This is a genomic window from Haliea sp. (assembly GCF_040221975.1).
Lineage (GTDB): Bacteria > Pseudomonadota > Gammaproteobacteria > Pseudomonadales > Halieaceae > Haliea.
Map to the genome: position 1 here is coordinate 613,600 of NZ_JAVJWR010000033.1, position 26,270 is coordinate 639,869.

General features: G+C 55.5%; 23 protein-coding genes and 1 pseudogene. 17 read left to right on the plus strand and 7 right to left on the minus strand.

Going from position 1 to position 26,270, the window contains the following annotated elements:
• Positions 1 to 43: 43 nt before the first annotated feature.
• The 3 genes from RLO07_RS17785 to trxC are packed head-to-tail and all read left to right on the plus strand — an operon-like array spanning position 44 to position 1,831.
• On the plus strand, positions 44 to 817 hold the full coding sequence (locus tag RLO07_RS17785; protein WP_462293481.1) for an SDR family NAD(P)-dependent oxidoreductase: 774 nt from the start codon (positions 44 to 46) through the stop codon (positions 815 to 817).
• A gap of 32 nt (positions 818 to 849) precedes the next feature.
• On the plus strand, positions 850 to 1,335 hold the full coding sequence (locus RLO07_RS17790; protein ID WP_462293482.1) for a nitroreductase family deazaflavin-dependent oxidoreductase: 486 nt from the start codon (positions 850 to 852) through the stop codon (positions 1,333 to 1,335).
• A 46-nt stretch (positions 1,336 to 1,381) separates the two neighbouring features.
• A complete protein-coding gene (trxC, locus tag RLO07_RS17795) occupies positions 1,382 to 1,831 on the plus strand; it encodes a thioredoxin TrxC (RefSeq protein WP_462293483.1) in 450 nt (149 codons plus the stop codon).
• Between the two features lie 75 nt (positions 1,832 to 1,906).
• On the opposite strand, the gene RLO07_RS17800 is transcribed toward trxC, so the two are convergent.
• The 5 genes and pseudogenes from RLO07_RS17800 to RLO07_RS17820 all read right to left on the minus strand — a co-directional run.
• The gene (locus RLO07_RS17800) at positions 1,907 to 2,176 is read right to left on the minus strand and encodes a ZIP family metal transporter (protein ID WP_462293484.1); all 270 of its coding nucleotides are present in this window, start codon (positions 2,174 to 2,176) and stop codon (positions 1,907 to 1,909) included.
• A gap of 14 nt (positions 2,177 to 2,190) precedes the next feature.
• Entirely contained in the window at positions 2,191 to 2,475 is a 285-nt protein-coding gene (locus RLO07_RS17805; protein ID WP_462293485.1) for a DUF167 domain-containing protein, read from the minus strand.
• Between the two features lie 188 nt (positions 2,476 to 2,663).
• Positions 2,664 to 3,092, minus strand: a complete 429-nt coding sequence (locus tag RLO07_RS17810; RefSeq protein WP_462293486.1) for a PIN domain-containing protein — start codon at positions 3,090 to 3,092, stop codon at positions 2,664 to 2,666.
• On the minus strand, positions 3,089 to 3,337 hold the full coding sequence (locus RLO07_RS17815) for a FitA-like ribbon-helix-helix domain-containing protein (RefSeq protein WP_462293487.1): 249 nt from the start codon (positions 3,335 to 3,337) through the stop codon (positions 3,089 to 3,091). The genes RLO07_RS17810 and RLO07_RS17815 overlap by 4 nt, the downstream gene beginning before the upstream one ends.
• Positions 3,338 to 3,732: 395 nt before the next feature.
• Positions 3,733 to 4,290 (minus strand): annotated as a pseudogene (locus tag RLO07_RS17820) (IS3 family transposase); the annotation flags it as partial.
• A 132-nt stretch (positions 4,291 to 4,422) separates the two neighbouring features.
• Here RLO07_RS17820 and RLO07_RS17825 point away from each other — a divergent pair.
• The 3 genes from RLO07_RS17825 to RLO07_RS17835 all read left to right on the plus strand — a co-directional run bounded on the left by RLO07_RS17825 (position 4,423) and on the right by RLO07_RS17835 (position 7,221).
• Positions 4,423 to 4,713, plus strand: coding sequence for a hypothetical protein (locus RLO07_RS17825; protein ID WP_462293488.1), 291 nt, complete (start codon positions 4,423 to 4,425; stop codon positions 4,711 to 4,713).
• 495 nt (positions 4,714 to 5,208) lie between these two features.
• A complete protein-coding gene (istB, locus tag RLO07_RS17830) occupies positions 5,209 to 5,937 on the plus strand; it encodes an IS21-like element helper ATPase IstB (protein ID WP_462293508.1) in 729 nt (242 codons plus the stop codon).
• 48 nt (positions 5,938 to 5,985) lie between these two features.
• Positions 5,986 to 7,221, plus strand: coding sequence for a penicillin acylase family protein (locus tag RLO07_RS17835; RefSeq protein WP_462293509.1), 1,236 nt, complete (start codon positions 5,986 to 5,988; stop codon positions 7,219 to 7,221).
• Between the two features lie 234 nt (positions 7,222 to 7,455).
• Here the strand turns inward: RLO07_RS17835 and RLO07_RS17840 are convergent, their stop codons facing one another.
• Entirely contained in the window at positions 7,456 to 8,832 is a 1,377-nt protein-coding gene (locus RLO07_RS17840) for an FAD-binding oxidoreductase (RefSeq protein WP_462293489.1), read from the minus strand.
• A gap of 282 nt (positions 8,833 to 9,114) precedes the next feature.
• Here RLO07_RS17840 and RLO07_RS17845 point away from each other — a divergent pair, with 282 nt between their 5' ends.
• From RLO07_RS17845 to RLO07_RS17875, 7 genes are all read left to right on the plus strand, one after another.
• Positions 9,115 to 9,792, plus strand: coding sequence for a Crp/Fnr family transcriptional regulator (locus RLO07_RS17845; protein WP_462293490.1), 678 nt, complete (start codon positions 9,115 to 9,117; stop codon positions 9,790 to 9,792).
• A 138-nt stretch (positions 9,793 to 9,930) separates the two neighbouring features.
• Positions 9,931 to 11,523, plus strand: a complete 1,593-nt coding sequence (locus RLO07_RS17850) for an acetolactate synthase large subunit (protein WP_462293491.1) — start codon at positions 9,931 to 9,933, stop codon at positions 11,521 to 11,523.
• Between the two features lie 4 nt (positions 11,524 to 11,527).
• Positions 11,528 to 12,688 carry an L-lactate dehydrogenase gene (locus RLO07_RS17855; RefSeq protein WP_462293492.1) on the plus strand — a complete coding sequence of 387 codons (1,161 nt, stop codon included), beginning with the start codon at positions 11,528 to 11,530 and terminating at the stop codon, positions 12,686 to 12,688.
• A 753-nt stretch (positions 12,689 to 13,441) separates the two neighbouring features.
• A complete protein-coding gene (locus RLO07_RS17860) occupies positions 13,442 to 15,013 on the plus strand; it encodes an AMP-binding protein (RefSeq protein WP_462293493.1) in 1,572 nt (523 codons plus the stop codon).
• Positions 15,014 to 15,180: 167 nt separating this feature from the next.
• On the plus strand, positions 15,181 to 16,362 hold the full coding sequence (locus tag RLO07_RS17865) for a thiolase family protein (RefSeq protein WP_462293494.1): 1,182 nt from the start codon (positions 15,181 to 15,183) through the stop codon (positions 16,360 to 16,362).
• A 114-nt stretch (positions 16,363 to 16,476) separates the two neighbouring features.
• Entirely contained in the window at positions 16,477 to 16,887 is a 411-nt protein-coding gene (locus tag RLO07_RS17870; protein ID WP_462293495.1) for a PaaI family thioesterase, read from the plus strand.
• 274 nt (positions 16,888 to 17,161) lie between these two features.
• Positions 17,162 to 18,496, plus strand: a complete 1,335-nt coding sequence (locus RLO07_RS17875) for a short-chain fatty acid transporter (protein WP_462293496.1) — start codon at positions 17,162 to 17,164, stop codon at positions 18,494 to 18,496.
• 299 nt (positions 18,497 to 18,795) lie between these two features.
• On the opposite strand, the gene RLO07_RS17880 is transcribed toward RLO07_RS17875, so the two are convergent.
• Entirely contained in the window at positions 18,796 to 20,973 is a 2,178-nt protein-coding gene (locus RLO07_RS17880) for a TonB-dependent receptor (protein WP_462293497.1), read from the minus strand.
• A gap of 746 nt (positions 20,974 to 21,719) precedes the next feature.
• On the opposite strand from RLO07_RS17880, the gene RLO07_RS17885 reads away from it, so the two are divergent.
• From RLO07_RS17885 to meaB, 4 genes are all read left to right on the plus strand, one after another.
• The gene (locus RLO07_RS17885; protein WP_462293498.1) at positions 21,720 to 22,322 is read left to right on the plus strand and encodes a TetR/AcrR family transcriptional regulator; all 603 of its coding nucleotides are present in this window, start codon (positions 21,720 to 21,722) and stop codon (positions 22,320 to 22,322) included.
• A gap of 516 nt (positions 22,323 to 22,838) precedes the next feature.
• Positions 22,839 to 23,300 (plus strand): cobalamin B12-binding domain-containing protein, encoded by a 462-nt coding sequence (locus tag RLO07_RS17890; protein WP_462293499.1) that lies wholly within the window; start codon positions 22,839 to 22,841, stop codon positions 23,298 to 23,300.
• A 75-nt stretch (positions 23,301 to 23,375) separates the two neighbouring features.
• Positions 23,376 to 25,055 carry an acyl-CoA mutase large subunit family protein gene (locus tag RLO07_RS17895; RefSeq protein WP_462293500.1) on the plus strand — a complete coding sequence of 560 codons (1,680 nt, stop codon included), beginning with the start codon at positions 23,376 to 23,378 and terminating at the stop codon, positions 25,053 to 25,055.
• Between the two features lie 30 nt (positions 25,056 to 25,085).
• The gene (meaB, locus tag RLO07_RS17900) at positions 25,086 to 26,063 is read left to right on the plus strand and encodes a methylmalonyl Co-A mutase-associated GTPase MeaB (RefSeq protein WP_462293501.1); all 978 of its coding nucleotides are present in this window, start codon (positions 25,086 to 25,088) and stop codon (positions 26,061 to 26,063) included.
• Positions 26,064 to 26,270: the final 207 nt, after the last annotated feature.

The window sequence follows — 26,270 nt, forward strand, 5'->3', positions numbered from 1 at the left end:
CAGCCAGTTGCCCTCCAGGGCAGCACCACAGGGGAAACGCGATGTGAACAAGGTCAGTGAGCCGGCGGTCAGCTATACCGACATGGAGGGCAAAGTCGCCCTGGTGACCGGCGCCGCTTCCGGCATTGGCGAGGCCTGCGCACGCCAGTTCCTCGCCCAGGGGTGCCGCCTGGTACTGCTGGACCGCGACGGTGTCAGGCTGGCGGCGCTCGCCGCGGAATTGGGCGCGCACGCGATCAGCGGCGATGTCACCGCGGAGCAGACGGTCGCTGAGGCAGTTGCCGCCTGCCAGACACATTTCGGTGGCCTGGATTACGCAGTCAACAGCGCCGGTGTGGCGGGTACGCCAGCGCCGCTGGAAAACACCACCGTGGAAGAATGGCAGCGGGTGACCAGCATCAACCTCACCGGCGTGTTCCTCTGTCTGAAGCACCAGCTCAAGACAATGAAAGCGGCCGGGAGCGGCGCGATCGTCAACATCTCCTCCGGCGCCGGCCTGATCGGGACTCCCGGTCTTGCCCCCTACTGCGCCAGCAAGCACGCGGTGCTGGGCCTGACCAAGACCGCCGCAATGGAAGTAGCGCGCACCGGGGTGCGGGTCAACGCGGTACTGCCCGGCTCCACCCGCACGCCCATGCTGGAAGACGCCATGCGCCAGGGACCAGAGCTGGAGACGATGATTCTCAACAGCATCCCCTGTGGCCGGCTCGGAACCGCGGATGAAATTGCCGCCGCGGCGCTGTGGCTGTGCAGCGCGCAGGCGTCCTATGTGAACGGCCATTCCCTGGTGGTGGATGGCGCCACCATCGCCCGCTGAACCTACAATCACAATAGTAAAGAGGATTGGCCGTGAACCAGTTTGACTACGTGAAGACCCGCCGCGAGGACGTGGACCCCATCCCCAACCAGGGCCTGGTGAAAGTATTCATGCGCTGGTTCACGCGCCTGAATGTCTGGGTATTCAAATTCAGCAGGGGCCGGCTGATGAAGAATTTCCCCGGCGGCCACCCCATCTGCGTGGTGGGTACCACCGGCCGCAAGTCGGGGAAACGCCGCGAAATCGCCCTGATCCACCTGCCCTGGAAAGACAGTATTCTGCTGGTGGCCTCGCAGGGCGGCATGGAGCAGAATCCGGTGTGGTACTACAATATCAAGGCTCACCCGGAAATCGATGTGACGATCGGTGGCCAGCGTCGGGACATGCTCGCACGCCAGGCCAGTGACGAGGAAAAGCGGCAGCTCTGGCCCCACCTGTTGAGCCTGTACCCGGATTTCGATGAGTACCAGGCGCGCACCGACCGCAACATCCCGGTTTTTATATGCTCGCCGCGGTAAGCTCTACTGACCACAATCCACTTCCGGCTGCCAGGAGAACAAGCACATGAATGCCCGTGCAGGAGTACTGCAGACACTGTGCCCCCATTGCGGCACCATCAACCGTATCGAGCAAGCCCGTCTCGGGCAGAAACCAAACTGCGGACGCTGCCACAAGGCACTGTTCACCGGCGCCCCGCTGGCCGCGGATGATGCCCTGTTCAGTCGCTTGCTGGCGAAAGAGGAGCTGCCGCTGGTGGTCGACTTCTGGGCCGAATGGTGCGGCCCCTGCAAGATGATGGGGCCAGTGTTCGCCGCCACCGCGGCGAGCCTGGAACCGCAGGCCCGGTTCGTGAAAGTGGACACGGAGGCGGCGCAGCGCACGGCTGCCAACTTCAATATCCGCAGCATCCCCACCCTCGCGATCTTCCACCGTGGCAAGCAGCTGGTCCAGCAGGCGGGAGCCCTGCCCAAGCAGCAGTTCAGCGCCTGGGTGCTGCGGAACCTACCGCGCTGACATCGCACCAAGACCCAGCAAGCCGTCGTAACCTCAGGCAGCGGAGTGTAGCGCTGTTAACCCGGGCCCCTCTTTTCAGATTCCGCGGAAACCCCAAGCGATACCGAGCGTCAGCGCCAGGCCCAGAGCAAAGAAGCTGAAATGAGTCACCGAGGCACGGAAGCTGGTCAGTAACTTGATCTCCGGAACCAGATCGGAAGCGGCAATATAGATGAAATTCCCGGCGCCAAACAGCACCAGCCAGGCCACCTCGAAATGCCGGGAGACGGCGTAGGCGATAAGGGCACCCGCGGGAAAGGTCAATGCCGAGACAAGGTTCAGCAACAGGGCCCGCCGAACCGACATGCACAACCTGGGTATCACCCCCTCCCCAGCTGCCGTCGTACTTCCACGTCGCCCAACCCCGTTATCTCAATGATTTTGTGCTGTGAAGTTCTACCGGAAACGACCTTGACCGAGCCAGTCGGCAGGTCAAGGGCCCTGCAGAGCATAACCTCAACCGCTGCGTTTGCCTTGCCTTTTTCAGGTGGCTGGGAAACCCTGACTTTCAGGCTGTCACCAAGCCAGCCCGAAATCCCGGTACGAGAGGCGCCCGGCACTACCTTGATCTTCAGTTTTGCCGTGTCGGCGCAGGGGTGATTCATGACTGCCTGGTTCCGGGCTACGGGTGGACTGTTCTCGACAAACCGGAGTTTCCGGGCTTTTCAGCATCAGCCACGCTTAGTGAAAACCGGCTCATCCCCCGTTAGTTGGGTAGAGCCATTTCTCAGTCCAGCACGACCCTTCCACTACCATATCGTATACCCTGCACTCCATGGCATCCGGCGCTGGCTCAGTTACCTGCAAAATCCCAGGGATTGATCAACTCAACACCGCAATCGTTAAAGTCCTTGCTATTGCGCGTGGCCAGAGTGGCGCCGCGGGATTGGGCAATGGCGGCAATCATGGCGTCAAACTGGCTAATGGGCTGCCCTGCCAGTTTGCGGGAGGCTGCAACTCGGGCAAAGGCATCGGCGGCGGCATCGTCGAAGCTGAGGACCTGCCCGGCCAAGTCCTGATCGAAGATACCGTGGATAGCAGATAAAAAACCAACCTTGCGCTGGCCATCAGGCAGAAGCTGCAGGCCGTAGAGCAGCTCGGCCCGAGTGATTGTCGTTGTGAACAACGCGCTACTGGGCTGGCTGGCCAGCCATGCCATGACCTCCGGGGCTGGCGCAGGGCGCAGGGTTTCCGACAACACGTTGGTGTCCAGCACAATCATGTGTCGAATACCGTCGGGGGGCGAACGGACTCTCGTTCAGGCAACTCCAGATCGATGCCGCCCAGAGGCTCCAAGCGCGCGCGAATCGCGGCCGCCAGCGACGTGGGTCGGGTCGGCTCCCGGGAAAGCGCCGCTCGCAGGATGTCCCTGGCTTCGTCTTCCATGGAGCGGTTGTGCTGCGCGGCCTGCACCCGCAGTCGGGCCTTGAGCTGATCATCGATATTGCGAATGGTCATGGTTGCCATGGCAACCTCCCTCCGTACCCTGCCGATTAGTCAATGACTGCATTTTATGCATTGAATAAGACACTTGCAACGCGTGATTAGTTTCCATGCCTGGTCTCGGACTGCCGCAACCACGCACGATCAAAGCGACCGGTGATTACCTGCCAACGGCTGGAACGGCTGCGTGTCTCGGGTCCGTGGCGGGCTGGCGTGTATTTGGTGGTAGATGGCTAACGCGTGGCCGCAGTGGGCGCGCGAGTTTTGTTGGTAACGATATCGTTACTTATTATTAATCGACTTGAGGTTATATATGTATCTTTATGATTTATATAAAATATCTAGTGGGGATAAGGGAGAGGTGGCCCCAATTGTTTGAACAGCAATACCCATTCTATAAGTGGATGCCTACCCGGGGTTTAAGCTGCCATGGGTAGTGGCAGCGATTCAAAGTAAAACTGATCCGGTGTCTGCCGGTCAAGACTGCTGTGTGGGCGGCGGCTGTTATAGAACCGGAGGTAGCGATCCAGTCCTGTCTTGGCAACCAACACCGTATCGTACGCATGCAGGTACACTTCTTCATACTTCACTGATCGCCACAAGCGCTCTACGAACACGTTGTCTCGCCAGGCCCCCTTGCCGTCCATGCTGATCTGGATACCATTGTCCTTGAGCAGGTCCGTGAATTCCTGGCTGGTAAACTGGCTGCCCTGGTCGGTGTTCATGATCTCTGGTTTGCCATGCCGCTCTATGGCTTCCTCAACAGCCTCCAGGCAAAAGCGGACGTCCATGGTGGTCGAGACTTTCCAGGCCAATACGCGCCGAGAGAACCAGTCCACCACAGCCGCAAGATAGACAAACCCGCGCGCCATGGGAATGTAGGTGATGTCCATAGCCCACGCCTGTCTGGGTCGTGTCACTGCCAGATTACGCAGTAAATACGGATAGACTTTGTTCTCCGGGTGCCGGCGCGTGGTTGTTAGAGGACAATTACTTTGGCCGGTCAACGACAACTATTTTGGCCGGTTGCCACTAAGCTTGGCCGCTTGTTCATTGGACCCGCAAAGGGGTTTTGGATGGCTGCCACCAAGCAACAGGTCAAAGTATTCATGGATAGCAGAGCAGCAGGCGCAAACCAGGTAGCCGCGGCAGCGAAGGCCGGGATTTCTGAGCGAACAGCCCGTCGGATCGAGCGGGAAGGCAGCGGCAAGGGGCGCAAGTCACGTCAGTGGCGAACGCGGAATGATCCGTTTGCAGCGGTCTGGGATGAAGTCGCCGAGCAATTGGCGCTTGAGCCTTCGCTGCAGGCCTTGACGCTGCTGGAGTGGCTGCAGGAGCGTTATCCCGGCGACTATCCCGACCATCTGCTGCGCACCCTGCAGCGCCGGGTCAAGGCCTAGCGCGCCCTGCACGGGCCCGACAAGGAAGTCATGTTCCCTCAGACCCACTCACCCGGCCAGCGCGCCCTGTCGGATTTCACCAAGCTCAAGGACCAGGTGATCAACGTCGGCGGAGTGGCACTGGTGCATTTGCTGTACCACTTCAGGCTAGCCTTCAGCGGCTGGTGCCATGCACGTGTAGTACTCGGCGGCGAGAGTTTCACGGCATTGGCCGAAGGGCTGACCGATTCCCTGGAGCACCTTGGCGGCGTACCGGCTGAACACCGCACCGATAGTCTATCGGCCGCCTACCGCAACCTGGATCCGGTGGCCCAAGAGGATGTGACCAAACGGTACCAAACGCTGTGCCGGCACTATGGAATCGACGCCTCGCGCATTCGGACCGAGCGCGAGTGCCTGGCGCCGCTACCCTTTCAAGTCGGTGTGAACTATACCGAAGCGATCGTGCGGGCCACCAGTTCCAGTACCTTCACCCTGCGCCGGGTGCTCTATTCGGTGCCGGTCCGATTGATCAATGAGCGCCTGCGGATCCATCTGTACGATGCCAGCTTCGTCGACTTCCTGGAGCGCTGCCTCAAGGCAGAGCAGGATGAACGACGCACTCGCTCGCAAACCATGCTGACCAAGTTTGCCGGCTTCCCCGCGATCAAGCTAATCGACGACTACGACTTCAAGTTCGCAGCCGGCGCTCCGAAGAAGACCGTGCAGACGCTACTGTCCATGGCGTTTGTTGAGCGCAAGGAGAACGTCATCTTCCTCGGACCCAGTGGCGCAGGCAAAATCCATCTGGCCATCGCGCTGGGCTATCTCGCCACGCAGTCAGGCATTAAGGTGCGCTTCATCGCCGCTGCTGATCTGGTCATGCAGTTCGAGAAGGCGCAACAACGGGGCCAGTTCGATCACTATATGCGGCGTTCCTTGCTTGGGCCGAGCATCTTGATTATTGATGAGGTCCGTTACCTGCCACTACAAGGCAATCAGGCCAACCTGTTCTTCCAGGTGATCGCCAAGCGTTACGAACACGGGTCGGTCATCCTGACCTCGAATTTATCCTTTGGCGAATGGGACCGGACCTTTGCCGGGAACTCGGCTCTCACGGCGGCGATGCTCGATCGACTGCTGCACCAAGCGCATGTTGTCCAGATCAAAGGCGATAGCTACCGCCTCAGAGACAAACGAAAGGCCGGCGTGCTAATGCCGGACGACGGAGCAATGTCCAGTTGAAGACAGACCAGTCGTCTGATTGCCATCAGTAAAGGGATAGGGGGGGCAATTTTATCTTGCCGATTTAGCACCAAAAACCCACCACTATCCCTGCGCTGGACAGGCCATGATCTCCACGGCTTGGGCATGGAATCACTGTTGGCGATGAACACTGCCGTCGATATGGAGAGCTTCCAGCAGGCGATGGCGCTTCACGACGCGCCCTCGGCAAACGTCACTTATGCGGACCGTAATGGGCATATTGCCTTTCAAACCATCGGTCTGATCCCGGACCGTGGCAAAGGCAGAGGGCTGGTGCCGCAAGCCGGAAACCTCTCAGGCAACCAGTGGAATGGTGTGGTGGAGCTACAACAAATGCCGCGTTTAACAGACCCGTCTGCCGCCTATATTGCTGCCGCCAATGCCAGGGTACATCCAGGTACACCTCTGGTGTCGGCAGACAATGCGCGGGGTTACCGGATGAGTCGCCTGCACTCGGTGCTCGCTTCGCGCAGTGACTTAACACTGGATGACATGCAGGCCCTGCAACTGGATCTCCATAATAGCCAAGCTGAAAGACTGCTGCCCTTCATGCTGCCTGCCCTTTCCGAATTAAAGGATGAGGCTCATGTTACCGCGTTTCGGACGCTCCAGTCGTGGGCGCAAAAACCTGAAAACACGCGGGACTCGGCGGGCGCCCTGATAGGGGAAAATTGGTATCCGGAACTGGCACGCAATCTGTTTGGGCATGCCCTGGGGGACGACGTGCTAACCCGCCTAATGCAGCAGAATTACCTTCTCAACCATGCCCTGGACCGGCTTATAGCTGAAGAAACACATTCGGTGTGGTGGCGGGCTGAGCGCTCAACGGTATTGCGTGAGTCATTTATGCGAACGATACAGCAATTAAGCCAGTTCTTCGGGACAAGTCCAGAAACGTGGCGCTGGGATGACGCCCATTCAGTAAGTTTTGTCCACGAACTCAATGGCGCAGCACCATTTATGGATCGCTGGCTAAGCCGGGGCCCGATTCCCTGGGGTGGAGGAAACCCTACGCTCGGGAGAGCTCGTTACAGCCATGATCAACCATTCAAGGGTCGCGTGGGAGCAACAGTGCGTGTTGTCGCGAAAATGGGGGAAGACATGGAAGTCCGTGCGATTACCCCAGGTGGCCAGCACGGTCATCCTTCAAGTCGTTATTATGATGATCAACTCGATAGTTGGCTCAAGGGCGAGCTTGATACGCTCGCCAACTCACCGGAAGACGTAACCGGAATAACAACAAGCCTCCACCCAGTGCATTGATTAGCCAAACCCAAGGGCCGAATAGCTCCATGGCAGGCCCCTGCCCCACCCTGTCCACCGGGAATTCGAGGCCTGCCTGAATTGCGGTCGCCTCAATCACGGTTTTCCCCCGGTTGGCTGCGACAAATGCCAGCTCAAGCGGCTTACCTGAGCGGACCCACCTTTGACATGGGCGCCACCACAGTGGATACCGTCGCCACTATGAACGCGTGACAGCAGCCGAGGGCGCAGACCCTAGAAAATTTTGCCGGGGTTGAGAATGCCACGCGGGTCCAGCGTCTGCCTGAGGCTGCGCATGAGGGCAACTTCAGCGTCGGAACGGGAGATGCCCAGCCACGGCTTTTTCTCGAGGCCGATACCGTGTTCGGCTGATATGGAGCCCCTGAAAGCCGCCAGTGGTTCGTAGACCACTGTTTCCACCTGTGGGCGCTGGCTGCCGCTGATGTCCCCGGGAACCTGAACGATCACGTGCAGGTTCCCGTCGCCGAGGTGCCCGAATACCCAAAGCTTGTGCTCGCCGATCGCCTCCGCGAGCGAGGCGCGCAGGCCGTCGATATACCGTTCCATCTCGGTGATGGGAAGCGATATGTCAAACACGAATGGCAGCCCGCCGTGGAAGGTCTGCCCGACATCGTCGCGCAGGGCCCAGAAGCGCTGGCAGTCGCTTTCGGACTGGGAGACCGCGGCATCGGCCAGCAGGCCTGCCTCAAAAGCGTCCTCCAGCGCGCTGTTGAAGCGCTGGCTGTCGAGTTCCGGGTCCGCGCCCTGGCACTCCAACAGGACGTAGTAAGGATAGTTAGGGGAAATTGGCGGCCACCCCTGGGCCGGCGCGGTCGTGACCAGACGATAAAAATCCTGCCACATTGCTTCGAATGCGGACAGCGTGCCCGCCAGGCGATGATCCATGAACCTCAGCAGGCGCGTGACGGTATCGAAATCCTCCAGCGCTACCAGCCCCATATTTCGCGTGCCGGGTGCCTCCCGCAGGCGCAGGACGAGACGCGTAATGACGCCGAGGGTGCCTTCGGAGCCTATAAAAAGCTGTTTGAGATCGTAGCCGGCGTTGTTCTTGAGCAGGTTGTTCATGCTGGAGATAACCGTCCCGTCCGCCAGCACCGCCTCCAGGCCCAGTACCATGTCCCGCATCATGCCATAGCGTATCACCCGGTTGCCGCCGGCGTTAGTGGCGGCATTGCCCCCCACCGTGGCGGAGCCGCGGGCACCCAGGTCGAGGGGGAACATCAGGTGGTGTTCTTCCAGGCTCTCCTGCAAGGTCTGCAGTACGACGCCGGCCTGGACGGTGACGCAGCGCTGGCGAGTATCGATGTATTCGATCGCACACATCCGCTCAAGTGACAGAATGATCTGGTCGGCCGCTGCGTCGGCACCGTGCACCAGGCCGGTGAGTCCGCCCTGGGTGACCACGCTGACATCGTGCCGGTGGCACCAGCGCAGCAGCTCGGCAACCTGGGAGGTGTTAGACGGGCGAGCGAGTGCGGCCGCCTGGAGGTTGTCAGGCCTCAGGTAGCCGGCGGAGCGCGTGGCCAGGGCATCGGCATCGAGTACCGCCGAATCCCCGAGAAATGCCTTGAGTTCGGTTGCGATGTGCATATGGGGTTACCTCAATCCGGGTAATACGTAAGCATTGGATGGTGGGCCCGTTCCAGGATGAAGAGTCCGCAACCAGGGGGAGTATGTGCCGCGTGCAGTACATCGTCCACCTCTCCGACCGGCCTGGGAATTTCCGGGAACCTGCATTGTCTTCAACAAAATCAGACACCGGGCGCCAGCTGCCGCCCTTGCGCGACGCTGGGCTGGCCTGGTACGTGGACTAGTATCGGCAGGGAATTTTCTGGTTTACTGTCGACTCAGCGACAGTTTGGGAGCAGCGTGATGAGCTTGTGGCAGCAGGACTGGATTAGTGAGCTTCCGGCCCCGGTGCGCGATGAAGTGCTCCGCTGCATGCCCCGGCGCCACTACGGCAGCGGTAATATAATCTACCGTGCCGGGGAGCCCGGGAATGAGCTGTTCCGAGTGGAGAGCGGCAATGTCCGCATTTTCAACGTCAGCGAGGACGGCAGGGAACTCCTTTATGACCTGTTTCCAGTGGGTACCTGTTTCGGTGAGTCGAGCCTGATCGACAGAGGCCTCAGACCGCATACAACGCAGGCAATCGGCGAGGTTGTCCTGCAGGTGTTGTCACGCGAGCATTTCGAGCGTGCGTGGAAAGTATACCCCGAGGTGTCCTGGGCGGTGGCTCGCCTCCAGACCTCGCGGGCTAGACGACTATACGGATTCTACGAGCGAGTCAGCCTGGATGCCTTGTGCCGACGTACGGCGCGGCGCCTGTGGCTTCTGGCGAAGACAATGGGTCAGCAATGCGACGACGGCATCCACTTTGATATTCGCATAACCCAGGATGACATTGGCTCTCTGGTGGCCGGCTCGCGTCAGTCGGTGAATAAAGTGCTGCGCCAGTGGCAGGAGGACGGCGTCATTGATCTCGCGTACGGTAGCCTCGTGGTCCGCGAGATGGCCGAGTTGGAGCGCTTGGCCATGCAGAATGATTGAGTGACTGCGCGGGAAGCAGAATTATCGCGTGGCTGACAGTCTCCGGAGCATGACTCCAGTAACCTAGTTATGGTCCAGGCTCTGGTTCTCCAACCCAAGCCGCGGTGTCGAGCCACTACGTTAGAAAAAGGAATAAGCATGAACGGTGCAGAAAGTCTAATTCAAACCCTGGTAAACAGTGGTGTCGAGGTGTGCTTTACCAACCCGGGCACCTCCGAAATGCACTTTGTCGCGGCCCTGGATGAAGTGGAGGGTATGCGCTGCGTTCTGTGCCTGTTCGAGGGCGTGGCGAGCGGAGCGGCCGCCGGTTACGCGGCGATGGTGGGCAAGCCGGCCTCAACCCTGCTGCACCTGGGCCCAGGCTTCGGCAATGCCCTGGCCAATGTCCACAACGCGCGGAAAGGCCACCTGCCCATGATCAATATCGTCGGTGACCATGCCACCTATCACCTGCAGTACGATGCACCGCTGACCTCGGATATCGAGGGCATTGCCGGACCGGTGTCGGACTGGGTCTGCACGTCCGGTGATGCCGGGAATATCGCCCGCGACGGCGCGGAAGCGGTGAGCCAGGCGGGCATCGGTCGGGTTGCGACCCTCATGCTGCCCGCGGATGTCTCCTGGGGTGACAATCCCGCGGGCGCGGTAGCCGCGGTCGCACCGGCCCTGCCGGCACCGGTTCCCGATGAGCGGATCGGGCAGGCAGCCGCAATGCTGACAAACGGCAAACCCACGGTAATCATGCTCGGCGGGCGCAACGTCAGCCAGCGCCAGGGCGAGATGGCCAGTCGTCTGGGCGCGGCCACGGGTGCACGGATCATGACGGAAACCTTTCCCGCCCGGGTACGGCGTGGAGGCGGGACCGCCGCCATTGAGCGCCTCCCCTATCTGGCAGAGCTTGCGATCGCCGAATTGGAGGGTACCGAGCAGCTGTTGCTGCTGGGCACAGCAGCCCCGGTCTCTTTTTTCGCCTATCCGAACGTGGCCAGTGAACTCTCGCCGCCCGATTGTGACACCCTGGCGCTGGCCGGCCCCGAGGAGGACATCGACGGCGTGCTGGAGGCACTGGTGCAGCAGCTGGCCGACACCACTCACGCCCCGGTGCTGCGCGAGTTGCAGGTGCCCGGCGCGCCCACCGGGGCACTGGATGCCGGCACCGTGGCCCAGGCGCTGGCTTGCCACCTGCCCGAGAACGCCATCGTTGTCGACGAAGGCATCACCTCGGGTCTGACCTGCTTTCCGGCGACGGCCGCTGCGCGACCGCACGATTGGCTCAACCTGACCGGCGGTGCCATAGGCTGGGGCCTACCGGCGGCAGTGGGTGCGGCGATTGCCGCCCCGCAGCGGAAGGTACTCTGCCTGGAGGGTGATGGCAGCGCCATGTATACCGTGCAGGCCCTCTGGACGATGGCCCGGGAACAGCTGGATGTTACCGTGGTACTGCTCAACAACCGCAAGTACAGCGTGCTGGAGATCGAGTTTGCCCGTACCGGCGCACGCGGTGGAAAACCCGGTCCGAAGGCCGCGAGCTCGCTTGCGATCGGTACGCCCGACATGGATTTCAAGGCCATTGCCGAGGGCATGGGGGTAAGCGCGAGTGTGGCCACCACCGCGGAGGCGTTTTCCGAACAGCTGGCCGCGGCGATGGCGGGCAGCGGTCCTTACCTGATCGATGCGCGCATTCCACCCCTGGACCTGAATTTCGACGGTGAGAGCGCCGCGCAGGATTGACTCCATGAGTATCTATGACGTGATTCCGATCACCGTGGCGGACTACCGGCGCCGGGCGCGGCGGCGCCTGCCCCGTTTCCTGTTCGATTATGCCGAAGGCGGCGCCAACGACGAATTGACGCTCGCCGCGAACGTCAGTGCCTTCCAGCGGCTGCGCCTGAAGCAACGGGTGATGCGGGATGTCTCCGGCGTTGACACTGCTACCGAGCTGCTCGGGCGCACGGCCAGCCTCCCGCTGGCGCTGGCGCCGGTGGGGATGGCGGGAATGTTTGCACGCCGTGCCGAGGTGCAGGCGGCCCGCGCGGCGGAACAGGCCGGGATTCCCTTCACTGCCTCGACCGTGGGTATCTGCTCGCTTGAGGAGATCAGTAATGCGACTCAGGGACCTTTCTGGTTTCAACTCTACATGCTGCGGGACCGGGAGTTTGTCAGCGGCCTCCTGGAGCGCGCGGCCAATGCGGGTTGCAAGACCCTTGTGTTTACCGTGGACCTGCCCGTGGCGGGCCTGCGTCTTCGCGATTTCCGTAACGGCCTGCTGGGCGGTGGGCTTCCCGGCAAACTGTCGAAATTTACGCAGCTCGCCAGCAGTCCGGCTTGGGCCTGGGACGTCGGGTTCAGGGGCCGGCCCCACAGCTTTGGCAACCTGTCGGACAAGGTTGCCAATCCCGAAGACCTGGAGGCCTACAAGGCCTTCGTGGATGCACAGTTCGATCCCAGCTGCACCTGGGAAGATATCCACTGGCTGCGCGATCAGTGGCCGGGCAAGCTGTTGATCAAGGGAGTGATGGAGGCCGAAGATGCGCGCGCGGCGGTCGATGCCGGTGCCGATGGCGTCGTGGTTTCCAATCATGGCGGGCGTCAGCTTGATGCCGTCGCCGGCTCCGCCAGCAAGGTTCAGGCTGTGGCCGGGGCCATTGGCGGACAGGCCGAGGTCTATGTCGATGGCGGTGTCCGCAGCGGCCTCGATATTGTCAAGGCGGTCGCGCTCGGTGCCCGCGGGGTGCTGATCGGTCGACCCTGGGTTTTCGCTGTGGCGGCCCGGGGACAGCAGGGTGTTGAAGATCTGCTCGACCTGTTCCGGCGCGAGGTGGCCACGGCCATGGCGCTCATGGGGGTCAACCGTATCGCTGATATCGACGCCCGGGTGCTAGACAACAGCGGGTAGCGTGCAAACAGGCCGCCGAGGGATAAGTGCCCGCGTCGTACTACTATAATGAATCCCCGCGCTTCAGAGCGAACAGCTGCGGCATTTTGCGTCGGGGTTGATCCCTTGGGCAGAACTGATTTGCCACAGCGGTTTCACCCATCCCGCGCAAGTGAATTATCAACCTCCCCTCTTCCCTGCACTACCTGTTTGCCGACCACCCCAATTTGAATGCGTCAAGAACCCCAGCTGGGACATTGCTCCTTTCTGCTTGGAGAGGAAGCTCACGCTATCGCAGTTCGATCAGCGACAAGGCTGTCGCTTGACAGTCAGTCCGTGCTATGACAGCATCCACTAAACAAACAGTTGTTTTGTTAATGTGTGCGTTACGCACTTAAGTCCCTGTGCAAACGGGAACCACCCAACTTTACGGGGGACCTTTTCGGTTTAAAAGACCCGGAAGTCTCATAGTGAGGCCCAAGCGTCGAGCGCCACGCACCACCCAGGCCAAACATGAGGGGCACTTTATGCCGAAATATGGACAAAGCTTGTGGGCGAGAGAGCATTTTGCATCAAAGGTTGGCAGAGACTAACAAGTTACCAAAGTTTATATAACGCATTAAGAAGCTGAGAAAGATCGTATAAGTCAACTAACACTACTGTTGCTGAACCTTTTGAAGCACCCAGCTTCGCTGGCGACGATTACTATTTTTCTGCACAACTTTCTAAATAAATCCGCTATAAAAAAGTACCAATTTTAAAAAAGGATAAGGCATGACGGGCAGTATTCAGCAAGACATTACACGTTGTCGGCGAAATACCATCGGCGATGCTTTTAGGCGGGCTGCTGATCAGTTCCCCGACAAAATAGCACTACAGTTCGACCAAAGGACATGGACATACAAGCAACTGGATTCCGCAGTCAACAGGGTCGCCAACTATTTGCTCGCCACCGGACTAAAAAGCGGAGACCGGGTTGCGGCTTACGCGCAAAACTCGGATGCCTATTATATCCTCTGGCTTGCTTGTGCCCGATCTGGACTAATTCATGTACCGATCAATTATGCACTGCAAAGAGCGGAGTTGATTTATATTATTCAGCAGTCTGGCGCCTCGGCGATATTTGATGACGAAGGGACGCGTGAGAATCTACAGCAAATCGCTGGTCAGATCGACATGCTGAAGCATGGCAGTTTCAGGGGGGGGAGAGAATATGACATCCTGGCAATGACATGTTCCGATGCGTCATCGGACGAACCGAACATCATTATCCAGGAAGATGATGTCGTCCAGATAGGCTACACCTCTGGGACAACGTCTGCCCCGAAGGGAGCTATGCATACACATCGTTCCCTAATGGGGCTTTATAACGCATATATTATTCATCTTGATGTATCAAGTGACGACCGTTGCCTTGCGGCACTTCCATTATATCATGTCGCCCAGTTACACGGTTTTTCCATGCCCATGCTAATAATGGGGGCGACTGTAATATTGATTGAAAGCCCGGAGCGCGCACTATGTCTAGATTTGATAGAGGCGCAGCGTATAAATTCTTTTTTTGCGCCACCAACGGTTTGGATAGGACTCTTGGAGCAAGTAGAAATTGATGAGCACGCCGGTATATGCAGAGACCTGACCAGCCTGAATAAAGTTTACTATGGCGCGTCAATCATGCCAGAGAAAGTCATCAGGCAGATGATGGGCATGCTTGATGATGCAGGTTTTTATAACTGTTTTGGCCAAACGGAAATTGTGAGTACGGTGCTATCTCCAACGGGACATAAAAAAAAGCCCTTGTCTGTAGGTCGTCCCATACTAGGCGTAAGCGTAAAGATTGTTGATGAAGAAATGAACCCACTAGCGGCGGGTGAAAACGGGGAGATAGTTTACCGTGCCCAGAATGTAACAACGGGATATTGGAATAATCCGAAGGAAACTGCGAAAGCCTTCGTCGGCGGCTGGTTCCATTCCGGCGATCTTGGCTACTTTGACGAAGATGGCTACTTGTATCTGGTCGATCGTATCAAGGATGTCGTTAATACCGGAGGTGTACTAGTGGCGAGTCGTGAAGTCGAGGAGGCACTTTACAATGATCCGTCAGTCGGCGAAGTAGCTGTCATTGGCCTGCCCCATAGGAAATGGATTGAAGCAATCGTTGCTATAGTCGTTATAAAACGTGGGTTTGAATCAGATGAATCGACGCTAACGGAAGTATCCGGCAGGTTCCTCGCAAAGCATAAGCGCCCACAGAAGTTCATATTCGTAGACAGCCTTCCCAAAAATACCGCAGGCAAGATACTAAAGCGAGAACTCAAAGAGTTATATGCCTCCACTTTTGACTGATTGGCATAATTACCCTGGAAGCGGGGGGGGGCACCAAACGCAGACAAGCTGAACTCAAGCATGCCCCCTCGTTGGCCGTAGCCCCGGCAACGCAGGCTATCGTAAAAGCCACGAAATGATCACCTTTTTGATCCTTAAGCTACTCTGTTAAGGGAGACGAAATAGTTATGAAGAACGAAATTATTTTGGCTGGAGGAATGCGCACACCTTTTGGCGATTTCGGAAAATCCTTAAAAGACATCTCTGGCACTGAGCTCGCCGCCCATGCAGCAAAAGCCTGCCTGGACGATTTGAAGTTGTCGCCGAACGAAGTGGATCATTTAGTTCTGGGCAATGTAATACCTGTTGATCAGGGTGGTTACTTTTCCAGTCGGGTTGTTGCTTTAGAGAGTGGGTTATCGATAGAGAGCCGAGCCTTGAATGTATCCCGCGCCTGTGGCTCAGGTGTTCAGGCCATTATTTCCGCCGCCGAACAGATAGCTACCGGTCACTCGTCCGTGGCATTGGCTGGAGGATATGAAAACTTTTCGCGCGCACCGTATCTGAGCTCCGATATTCGCTGGGGAGCAAAACGCGGGCCGGTAAGCCTGATAGACTCTCTCGATTATGCCTACCGCGATCCATTCGATCTACAACTAATGGGGGACACGGCAGAGAGTGTGGCTCAGCAGTATGGTTACACTCGAGAGGAGATGGATGGATGGGCACAGTTGAGCCAGGAGCGAGCCGCCATGGCAATTGAAAGCGGTGTTTTGGCAAATCAGATTTCTCCAATTCATGTTCCAGAGCGGAAAGGCAAACGCTTATTCTCCGTCGATGAATATCCAAAGCAAACAACCCTGGAGAAACTGGCGCAATTGAAACCAGCCTTTCATCACCAGGGCACAGTTACGGCTGGAAATGCTAGTGGCATTACCGATGGCGCTGCGTTTACGCTGGTCGCTGATCGAGTTTCCGCTGAGAAGCATGGAATCAAGCCCCGGGCGAGAATCGTTGATTGGTCAATCGTGGGTGTAGAACCACGTATTATGGGTATCGCTCCGGTTCCTGCGATAGAGCAATTATTGGCTCAAAATAATCTAAAAGTTAGCGATATAGATTACTATGAAATTAATGAGGCTTTCGCGGTGGTCAATTTACACGCCGAAAGGCAGCTGGGTATTTCAAGGGAAATAACCAATCTGTACGGCGGAGGCATATCAATTGGTCACCCACCTGGCGCAACAGGTGTGCGAATGACCATGATGGCTATGCAGCATTTAGAAGCTATAAACGGCCGTTATGCAATTATTAGCATGTGCCTGGGAGCAGGCCAAGGGATGGCTATGTTGATTGAACGACTCCCTTGAGTACTGCGCGTCGTAATGCCGATATCAATCTCCTTTGGGTAGCCTTCAGAGTTTGATGTCGGCGCTGGCCCATTTGATTATTTCTACGGGATTGAATTATATGGTCTTGGGGTAATGAGTAAAACTGGTCTGGTAGCAGATCTGGCAGCGGATGATCGCTATTCCAAAACTATTGGAATCAAGCTTGTCAACGTATCACTGGGCCGGGTTGTGGTGCGATGTAAAATAGAAGACCGCCACCTGAATTTTAATGGTGGCTGTCACGGCGGTGTTATTTTCTCGCTAGCTGACAGTGCCTTTGGATTGGCATCAAATGCTGCTGGTACTATGGCGTCAGGTATTAGTGCAAGTATTATTTTTAATTCAGCTGCGCGCGTTGACGACATACTCACAGCAACAGCAGAAGAAATTTCCAAGTCGCGAAAATTGGCGACTTATCGTGTAGATGTCGTTAATCAGCGGGACCTTTTAATAGCCTCGTTTACCGGCATGGTTTATCTTATGGGATCAGGCAAAAGCTCGTAGGCTGCTCCCAGTACCGGCAGGTCCGAAAGTGCATGATGCAAAACGTTTCAAACTGCACGACAGGTTTTAAATCACTACAGTTTTCCAATAGCCAGTTTCGCTTTGTTGTTGAAAATCTCAACAATGTCGCTGGGCATAAGACACAGCTAGCCGGTTTGGTCCCAGCCCAGCCAGCGGATGAACCCCGGCAGCGTTCTGGCCTTACAGTCCTGACCAATCCACAACAACCGATGGCAGCGCTCCTCAATCTGCCACACCATCCGGGGCGCACCATATGCTGGACTACATTACTACCATAATCGTTCGCTTCTTCGAACGCTGGATGCCTGATGCACTGGTGGTTTCCGTACTCCTGACACTACTCACGTTCATACTGGTATTGTGCTTCACCGATACCACGCCACGCGGCGCCATTGATGCCTGGGGTGACGGCTTTTGGTCCCTCCTGACCTTCACCAATCAGATCACGCTGACCCTTTTGTTCGGTTACGCGCTGGCGAGTACAGCCCCAGTGCATAAGACCCTGTTGTGGGCCTCGGGCTGCGTACACTCGGCGCGCTCGGCCTATCTGCTGGTTTGTCTGCTCACCGGCCTCATTGCACTGCTTTCCTGGTCCACGGCACTGGTGGCTGCCGGCATCCTCTCGCGTGCCGTTGGCGAAGACTGCCGCCGCCGGGAAATCCGCGTGCACTACCCATTGTTGGTTGCTGCAGCCTTTTCTGGCTTCGTAGTCTGGCATCAGGGTCTGTCCGCGTCGATCCCACTGACGCTGGCCACACCAGGACATTTCCTGGAAGCACAAGTAGGCGTAATCTCCACAGCCGAAACGCTATTCACCTGGTGGAATGGACTAACTGCGTTTGCGATTGTCTTCACGCTGCCCTGGATGATGACACTGCTTCACCCGAGACGGCCCGAGGCCATACGCGAGATTCCCGATCACCTCTACCGGCAAGCTGAATCGCACGAGGCCACACCTGAAGAGCACACGCCGGCTGCACGGCTGGAACAATCACGCTGGCTGGCGCTATCAGTCGTGGGATGCGGATTACTTTATCTGTTCACCCACTATGGCACCCGGGGCGGCGGACTGACCCTGAACGTCATGAACTTAATGCTGCTGATCGTCGGCATACTCTGTGCGGGCAACCTGCGTCGCTACTTGAAAGCAGCGGCGGGTGGTGGCGAAATCGTCATTCCTTTTTTGCTGCAGTACCCGTTCTACGCCGGGATCGCTGGCATGATTGCGACCACGGGCGTAGGCAACCTGATAGTCGAGCAGGCCACAGCTGCCGCTTCAGCCGACAGCCTGCCGCTATTAGGTTTCTTCAGTGGAGGACTGCTGAATGTCTTCATTCCATCAGGGGGCGCGCAGTGGGCGGTACAGGGCCCCATAATGTTGACCGCCGCCCAGCAACTGGGCGCCGACCTGCCGCTCACCGCCATGGCGGTGGCGATGGGTGATCAATGGACCAACCTGATCCAACCGCTGATACTGCTCCCGGTACTGACCCTGGCCCAGCTGCCCGCACGTGCTGTGATGGGCTACACCTTCATGGCGCTTCTTTGGACGGGCGCCGTCTTCGTCTTGTCATTACTGTTGGTGTGACTATGTCGGTCAAGGATAAAGTTATCAGGCCAAGGTCTCCCACACCCGTATCCTTGACGCGCTGCGCCAGATCGGCCTCGTGCTGCCACCCGGACTACCTACTCAGCCGGTTGTCGACTTTGCGTGTGTCGGCAAGCGCCTTTCGGTCCTGACCGAAGCCGATCGCTATGTGTGCCGGGGCATCATCAGCGAGCAGAACATTATCGATGACGGCACATTCGTGACCCTCCGGTCCCCGGTACGTGATACGGGACTTCAGACTTCATGAAACCGCCAACAGCCCTGATTCGCTATAAGCTCTAGTACTCGTAGGCTAACTCAACTCCCCACGTTCGTGGTGCGCCACCCCATGCGAGACCGCCCAGAACATTTAGACCCCAAGTGAAAACCTCCTCATCAGTAAGGTTTTTACCAAACAAGGCCACACTCCAGCGCCCCTTGGCATCCATCAAACGGATACTTGCAGATAGATCCTCATAGGATGAGACATTAATGAAATTGTTATCATCAAGCGCTCTTTCATCGGTATAACTATAGCTAATTCGACTCATCAGGGTTCCCAGCCCATCGACATCTTTTTCATGCGTCAACGCCACCGAATACTGATTTTCAGGTACACGAGCAAAGTCCAAGTCGACAGCCTCTGGATCAACTATACCATCACCATCAATGTCAAAATTGTCAAAAGCGTCGTACGAAGCATCGGTATGACCGTAATTAAAGTTTAGCACCAGATCGTCGCTAAGCATCGCAACCACCTCCAGCTCTAGGCCAACTATCGTAGCCTGAGCTGCATTCAAGGTTGTTTGAAGTATCGTCACCGGGTCAACAACTGTTCGCTGCAGATCATCGTATTTATTATAGAAAAAAGCGCCGTTAACACGCAGGCGCTTTTCGAACAAATCCGCCTTATAACCCAGTTCAAAGGCGTCGACTATTTCTTCATCATAGGCGGGCGCCAAGGGAGCACCACGCATTGCAAAGCCGCCACTTCTAAAGCCCCGGGTTAGTATGCCATATATGAGTGAGTCACGGTTGAGCCTGTAGGACAGGCTCAGTTTTGGAGAAAAATTGTTCCACTCCTTGCTTTCGTCCGGTCCAAAGATACAATTCATCACGATATCTGCATCAGGATCACAGAATCCAGGTGTCAATACAGCGCCGGGTGCTAATGGAGGGCCAAATGCCGCCGTAGCCGCGGTCTTCTCCTCTTTCGTGAAGCGTCCACCCAGATTCAACACCAAGGCATCGGAGAGGTCATAATCGAGATCAGCAAATAGTGCCATAGAAGTGTGATCCAGCTTTGCTTTGGTGTTGACGTTTACGATTTCGTTTCTTTGCTCAGTAAAGTCCCAGGATTGATCAAAATAGTAGGCTCCAACGGTAAACCTGTAGCTATCCGAGAAGGTAGATGCATAGCGGATCTCTTGACTTATCTGCTCCTGATCTTCCAATCTCGTCAGCTGCGAAAATATCGGTGGCTCTGTAGCATCGATATCCACCAGATCTTCCGTATCAACGGTTCGATAGCCCGTTATGGATGTCACGACACCATGCCCCAGGTCAAAATTAGCCTCCAGCACACTGAACGAGACATCACCTTCGTTTCCACCGTCTATACCTTGCTGTGCTGTGAACTTTTTGCGCTCCGGGTCGTTCAACAGGAAGGTCGCCGATGCATCACCTTCAACAGAGTAATCTTCAGCTATAAACGTAATATCGATATTTTTTGTTGGAGTAAATTCCAAAACGCCGCGCACCATCGTGGTGTCAACCTCGCCAAACGAAGTGTTGCCGGTATTGACGTTATTGATATAACCATCTCGCTGTTTCTTTTGCAGCGCAACTCTCACAGCTAACATCTCGTCTACGATCGGTGCATCCAAGAAGCCGGCGACGTCGTTTCGATCATAACTGCCAACAGTCAATTTTGCCCCATAACCAAGTTCACCACTTGGCCTTGCTGATCGAATATTAAAAGCACCTGCTGTTACATTTCGTCCAAAAAGTGTTCCCTGTGGTCCGCGTAGTATTTCAACCGACTCCAGGTCATAGGAATCGAGCAGGCCACCGTAATTCACACCCCAAAAGACGCCATCCTGAATGATACCTACGGTAGGTTCGTCCGTTGGCACAGAACCCGTGGCACCCATTCCTCTAATAAAAATATTTGCCACACCTGATCGTGTTCCGGCATTTTCAACTTCGACGTTAGGAGACAGATCACCAAGATCGGACAGATTTTCGGCGAACACCGCTTTCATTTTTGATTCACCGAAAACGGTCGCAGCTACGGGTACATCTTGAAGTCTCTCGGCTGACGCCCGCTTTCTCGAGATGACAACAACTTCTTCCATCATTACAGAAACACCTTTTTCAGATGCTACCGCAAACTGCATCAACCCTGGATTAAACGGTAACAACGAAGCCAGTGCAGAACTCGCGATTAAATTCAGGTTGCCTGTTCTTTTTTTCATAATGCCCCCTCTCTTTAACTTACTAGTTATCTCAATTGCCAAACAACTGTTTGGTTTTCTATTGCGAATTTACGTGGTTGCGCATGGGGTGTCAAGAGTCAAGAAAAGCACGGCTTTAAGCTGGTTCGCTTGTAGCGTATTACTTCATTACGAACTTAACTCATTGTTTTTAAACACCTATTTCTTACAAAAGTCTCCAGACGACCACGCTTGTGGAACCGCACTTCCGCAAAGCCGCCCTTCCCGAACGAGCGAGAGCGACTTTTTCCAGGAGCCGCGTGAAGACGTAACGGCTTGCCCGCACGAGGCACCTTCACCCGACGAACAGCATGTTCCGGGCACTTCACCTGCTGTACCGATGCCAAGGGGTAGCAGTGGTACTGGAAGAGGTTGAAATGACACCACGGATTAACATGGGCAACGCGATTGAGCGCTGGACACGGTGCTCCGCGCTAAGAGCAGGCGTGGCGTCCATCGGCCCCCGCCAGCGACTTCCAGTTGCTCTTCATGCGACTGTGTCTAAGTGTCCAAATGTTGACCCAGCGGCTCCCGGGGTGGCCCCATTCCAGTCCCAAGCAGCTGGGCATCGGCACCATGCATACGCTCGCTCACGGTCTGTCGATAGCGCGAAGGATGTCTTGGCAGGTTGGCCAGTCCCTACTCAGAATGACGAGAAACCGAAATTATTGACTTTTTCAGCTCAGTTTGGCCTGCTGTACGCCTATCACTGAAAAGCTACCGTTGTTATGAAAGCCAAAGTCACTGCTAAACCCGATACCACTAAACTCAAGCGCTCACACAACCGATTTCTGCCACTACTAGACGCCGCAGCCAAGCTTTTTTCAAGCAAGGGCTACAAAGAGACTACCATGCGTGACATTGGTGCTGAAATTGTGATGCAGCCGGGGTCGGTATACTATCACTTCAAGTCAAAGCAAGAGCTGTTGGTAGCGGTGTACGAAGAGGCAGTTAAAAGGATAAAATCGAGAACGAAAAGCGCTATTGCCTCGCAAGACGAGCCCTGGCAAAGATTGGAGTCAGCTGTGGTTGCCCATGTCGAAGCCATTCTCGACCAGACTGATTATGCACGGGTTTTGGTCAGTGTTCTTCCAAATAAGGCGCCAGAGCTACGATTCGAGTTAGCCGCAATGCGAGATGAATACGAACAGATTTTCATTGATCTCATTGATGAACTTCCCCTCAAAAAGGACGTTAATAGAAAATTAATGCGGTTGATGCTCATGGGTGCCATGAATTCTACGCAAACCTGGTTTCGCGAGGGAGAAGAAAAGCCTGCAGCGATAGGTAGAGAGCTCGTGCGTTACTTGAGATATTCGATTGAGGCTTAACGAGCGGGCATGAATCGATTGCTATAAGGGATAGACTTTGCCCAGGCTTTTCTGATCCTGCCCGTCAACAACGTCCACGTCCCTATACGACCAGTTTTGCTACAAACGCCGCTCGACTGATACAGCTGTTGGCACAGGCATTTAACGACAGTTGATCAATCCGATATTCGCGCGTCGTAACCGCAGACAAATCTTCGTTGTGGATCTGCTCCCTGACGTGGTGCGTCAAATTTAACAATACCTGCCTACACGCGTAATGTTCATAGCGGGCTTTTCCTTATTCTCTGAATGGGGGTGCTAGAACTACCATACTGGCGCATTAAAGCCGAAACCGACACGGCAGGGTGAGGCAGAGTCCACTCCATTACCTAATGAGGTGCCCATCGCTGGTGGGACCAAGATCAAACTAGCTATTGACGGAGATTGAATTTTCTGCTTCACTAGAAAAACAAATGGTTGTTCGGTTTATGCCGTCAGCACATACCCCAATGAACAGACCTTGTTAGAGGAAGAATAATGACCGATCAGCACGCCGCCAGCGTCGACAACACGGTGTTTCCTGCCAACCCCCCACGGGTGCTCATAACGAAGATAGGCTTGGACGGACACGATCGTGGCAGCAGAATTGTTGCCGCCAATCTGCGCGACGCGGGGATGGAAGTTATTTATACGCCACCATGGCAGAGTATCGAATCTGTGGTGCAATTGGCCTTACAAGAAGATGTCGATGTCATTGGGATCAGCTCTCTCGCCACTGATCATCTGGTTGTCCCGGAAATGATGAAGGCGCTCAAAGCTGCAGGACTGGATGCGGTGCAAGTGTTTATGGGAGGCATCATTCCCCAGCAAGAGATACCCATGCTGAAAGAAAGCGGGGTGCGTGCGATTTTCGGCCCAGGCTCTCAGCGAGACGAGATTGTTGGTTGCGCTCAACAGCTTGCAAACGATGCTCGGCGGTTAAAGCGGGGGCTGCTCTAGGGCTCTAGGGCTCTAGGGCTCTAGGGCTCCAGCATCCAGTCGCTAGAAAAAGCAAATTTTCAGGAGACAAGTTATATGAGCACAACAAAGAAAAAGGAACACGACAAAATCGCTGAGAATAAGGCTCAATGGCAAGAAGACTATCGAAACCACATCGGTGTCGACCGCGTGATTAGAAACCGCTCGGGGATTGAAATCCAGCCTCTCTATACTCAGTCAGACTGGAATGGCGAACGTTACCAGGAAGACCTGGGCTTTCCCGGCCAATACCCCTATACGCGGGGCATATACCCAACTATGCACCGCGGTCGGACGTGGACACAGCGTCAACTAATTGGTCTTGGAACCCCCGAAAATTATAACGAGCGAGTCCGCAAAATACTGGCAATGGGCGCAAGTGCCATCAGTTTGATTCCCTGCAACTCCGTATTTCGCGGAATTGACTGTGACGAGACTCCGCTTCCTTTGCTTGGCACCTGCGGTACAGTCGTAAATACCGTGGACGATATGGATGCCTGTCTCGATCAAGTCCCGCTAGACGTCACGTCTGCATCTCTAAATGATCCGTCCCCCTTTACCCTGTTTGCCTTCATGTTGAACGTGGCCAAACGCCGCGGTATCTCCTGGGATAAAATTACTGGCACATCCAATCAGAGTTGCTATATCTCCCACTTTGTTGCCAACCACATGTTCTACCGCCTATCACTATCAGGATCACGTCGACTGTTGGTAGACCATATTGCCTTCTGCCGGGAACATGTGCCTAACTGGAACCCCATGTCTATTATTGGTCAACATATGCAACAAGCTGGAGCAACACCAGCCGAGACGATTGCATTTACGCTGGCGTCAGCTATTCAACATGCCGAAGATTGTATTTCCAGTGGCATGGATCCGGACGCCATACTCCCTCGCTTTACTTTCTTTTTTGATATTTCAATAAGTTTTTTCGAAGAAATTGCTAAATTTCGTGCAGCACGACGCATCTGGGCCAGAATCACCAGGGAGCGACTCGGGGCGAAGGATCCCAAGTCCTGGCGTTTTAAATTTCACGGACAAACTTCAGGCGTTGACCTGACAGCCCAGCAACCACTAAACAATATTGCCAGAGTCACAACTCAAGCCATGGCGGGTATTCTCGGTGGGTTACAGTCCATGCATACCGACGCCTATGACGAGGCTATTACTTGCCCGTCGGAAGAAACGGCAAAAATAGCCATCGCAACTCAAAATATATTGCGTGAAGAAGCGCACCTCTGTGATGTGATAGATCCTTTGGGGGGTTCTTATTACATCGAAAGTTTAACGGATAAAATGGAAGAACAAATACTGAGCCTGCTGGACAAGATTGATTCCGTTGGTGGCATGTACAATGCAGTGGAAAGTGGCCTTGTTCAGTCAATGATTGGCGAGTCTGCACTCGCGTATCAGGAGTCTATCGAATCCGGAGAACAAAAAATCATCGGCGTCAACTGCTACCAAGATAGCAGCGATAAAATCGATTTCCCTAAAACGTGGCGCCCCGACACGACAGCTATGCAGGAACATGTGGCTAACTTCAAGGCATTTAAGGGCTCCCGCAGCCAGCCGGTCGTCACAAAGGCCATAGAGGATCTCGCTCGCGCTGCGAACAGCAAGGATGAAAATGTATTTGCCCAAGTGGTCAATGCGACAGAAGCCGGAGCAACCCACGGAGAAATCGTCGCCTGCTTGCGAAAAGAACTAGGTTTTGGCAACCCCTTGATTGTCGCTTGATAAGCCAATACCAAAATAGTGATGCGCACAATGAGTGAAACGAAAGATAACGTGGCCGCTTTCATTGACCGCCTACTTGCGGGTGAAGTATCGGCACTAGCAAGAGCTATCAGCCTGGTGGAAGCTCGCAATGAAATTGGAGGACGCATTCATCGCGCGATTCAAACACATTCCGGACGAGCCCAAATAGTAGGGATTACAGGACCACCGGGAGTCGGGAAATCCACATTAATCAATGCTTATATTACCTCCCTAAGGCGACAAAATAAGCGGGTTGCAGTTGTTGCGGTCGACCCATCGAGTCCGCTGACAGGAGGGTCTGTACTCGGAGATCGTACCCGTATGGGCCGCCACTCCGATGACCCGGAAGTATTTATTCGTTCGGTCTCCGCGAGGGGGCACTTGGGTGGATTATCTGCGACTATCCACAGCGTGGTTGACCTGATTGATTGTGCAGGCTGGGACATTATCGTCCTGGAAACTGTCGGCACAGGACAGTCAGAAACAGAAGTGATGGAGATAGCCGACGTCAATATAGTTATCATCGCACCTGGTCTGGGGGACGATGTACAAGCGATTAAGGCCGGTATCCTGGAAATTGCAGACATACTGGTAATAAACAAATCCGACACTCCGATGGCAATACGCACCGAACGCCAACTAAAGGCCATGCTGCAATTACGCCACACAGATGCCCAGTCTGTTCCCGTCCTGCAGACGACGGCCACAGAAGAGAAAGGTATCGATGATCTCGCGCATGCCATTGAGGAAAAATTCTTCAGCAGTGATGACAACGACCGAAAGACACGGTTACTACAGCGGGTTCGCCGTCAAGTGGCCCAGGAGGCTAGTGAGAAAATCAAGCATCTCGTTCTAAGTGATGCTAGCGACACCATGAATGATCTTTTGCTCGCCATCATTGAAGGCAAAGACAATCACGAAAATCTACTGGACATTATCATAACAACCTACTTTTCAGACTCAGGACTAATTGGGCGCCCGACTTGAGGCTGCAACTAGATCTATGTAAACCGCCTATTATCGGTCCCAATCATGGGTAAGCATAGGCGCTAACCCGAATAATTCATGAGAAGGGGTGGAAAAACGGCGGAAACTCCTTAAAAATCAGTGTGCGACCATTGATTCAAAGAGACTTCCGCCGTGACAGAATGCTACCAGACTTCCATCGAATTTCCATCCGTTAAACGCCGAAAA

Excerpts from the sequence above, each read along its gene's own strand:
- trxC (WP_462293483.1), top strand. The coding sequence starts at position 1,382 with ATGAATGCCCGTGCAGGAGTACTGCAGACACTGTGCCCCCATTGCGGC.
- RLO07_RS17800 (WP_462293484.1), bottom strand. The coding sequence starts at position 2,176 with ATGTCGGTTCGGCGGGCCCTGTTGCTGAACCTTGTCTCGGCATTGACC.
- RLO07_RS17805 (WP_462293485.1), bottom strand. The coding sequence starts at position 2,475 with ATGAATCACCCCTGCGCCGACACGGCAAAACTGAAGATCAAGGTAGTG.
- RLO07_RS17810 (WP_462293486.1), bottom strand. The coding sequence starts at position 3,092 with ATGATTGTGCTGGACACCAACGTGTTGTCGGAAACCCTGCGCCCTGCG.
- RLO07_RS17815 (WP_462293487.1), bottom strand. The coding sequence starts at position 3,337 with ATGGCAACCATGACCATTCGCAATATCGATGATCAGCTCAAGGCCCGA.
- RLO07_RS17825 (WP_462293488.1), top strand. The coding sequence starts at position 4,423 with ATGGATAGCAGAGCAGCAGGCGCAAACCAGGTAGCCGCGGCAGCGAAG.
- RLO07_RS17840 (WP_462293489.1), bottom strand. The coding sequence starts at position 8,832 with ATGCACATCGCAACCGAACTCAAGGCATTTCTCGGGGATTCGGCGGTA.
- RLO07_RS17845 (WP_462293490.1), top strand. The coding sequence starts at position 9,115 with ATGAGCTTGTGGCAGCAGGACTGGATTAGTGAGCTTCCGGCCCCGGTG.
- RLO07_RS17850 (WP_462293491.1), top strand. The coding sequence starts at position 9,931 with ATGAACGGTGCAGAAAGTCTAATTCAAACCCTGGTAAACAGTGGTGTC.
- RLO07_RS17855 (WP_462293492.1), top strand. The coding sequence starts at position 11,528 with ATGAGTATCTATGACGTGATTCCGATCACCGTGGCGGACTACCGGCGC.
- RLO07_RS17860 (WP_462293493.1), top strand. The coding sequence starts at position 13,442 with ATGACGGGCAGTATTCAGCAAGACATTACACGTTGTCGGCGAAATACC.
- RLO07_RS17865 (WP_462293494.1), top strand. The coding sequence starts at position 15,181 with ATGAAGAACGAAATTATTTTGGCTGGAGGAATGCGCACACCTTTTGGC.
- RLO07_RS17870 (WP_462293495.1), top strand. The coding sequence starts at position 16,477 with ATGAGTAAAACTGGTCTGGTAGCAGATCTGGCAGCGGATGATCGCTAT.
- RLO07_RS17875 (WP_462293496.1), top strand. The coding sequence starts at position 17,162 with ATGCTGGACTACATTACTACCATAATCGTTCGCTTCTTCGAACGCTGG.
- RLO07_RS17880 (WP_462293497.1), bottom strand. The coding sequence starts at position 20,973 with ATGAAAAAAAGAACAGGCAACCTGAATTTAATCGCGAGTTCTGCACTG.
- RLO07_RS17885 (WP_462293498.1), top strand. The coding sequence starts at position 21,720 with ATGAAAGCCAAAGTCACTGCTAAACCCGATACCACTAAACTCAAGCGC.
- RLO07_RS17890 (WP_462293499.1), top strand. The coding sequence starts at position 22,839 with ATGACCGATCAGCACGCCGCCAGCGTCGACAACACGGTGTTTCCTGCC.
- RLO07_RS17895 (WP_462293500.1), top strand. The coding sequence starts at position 23,376 with ATGAGCACAACAAAGAAAAAGGAACACGACAAAATCGCTGAGAATAAG.
- meaB (WP_462293501.1), top strand. The coding sequence starts at position 25,086 with ATGAGTGAAACGAAAGATAACGTGGCCGCTTTCATTGACCGCCTACTT.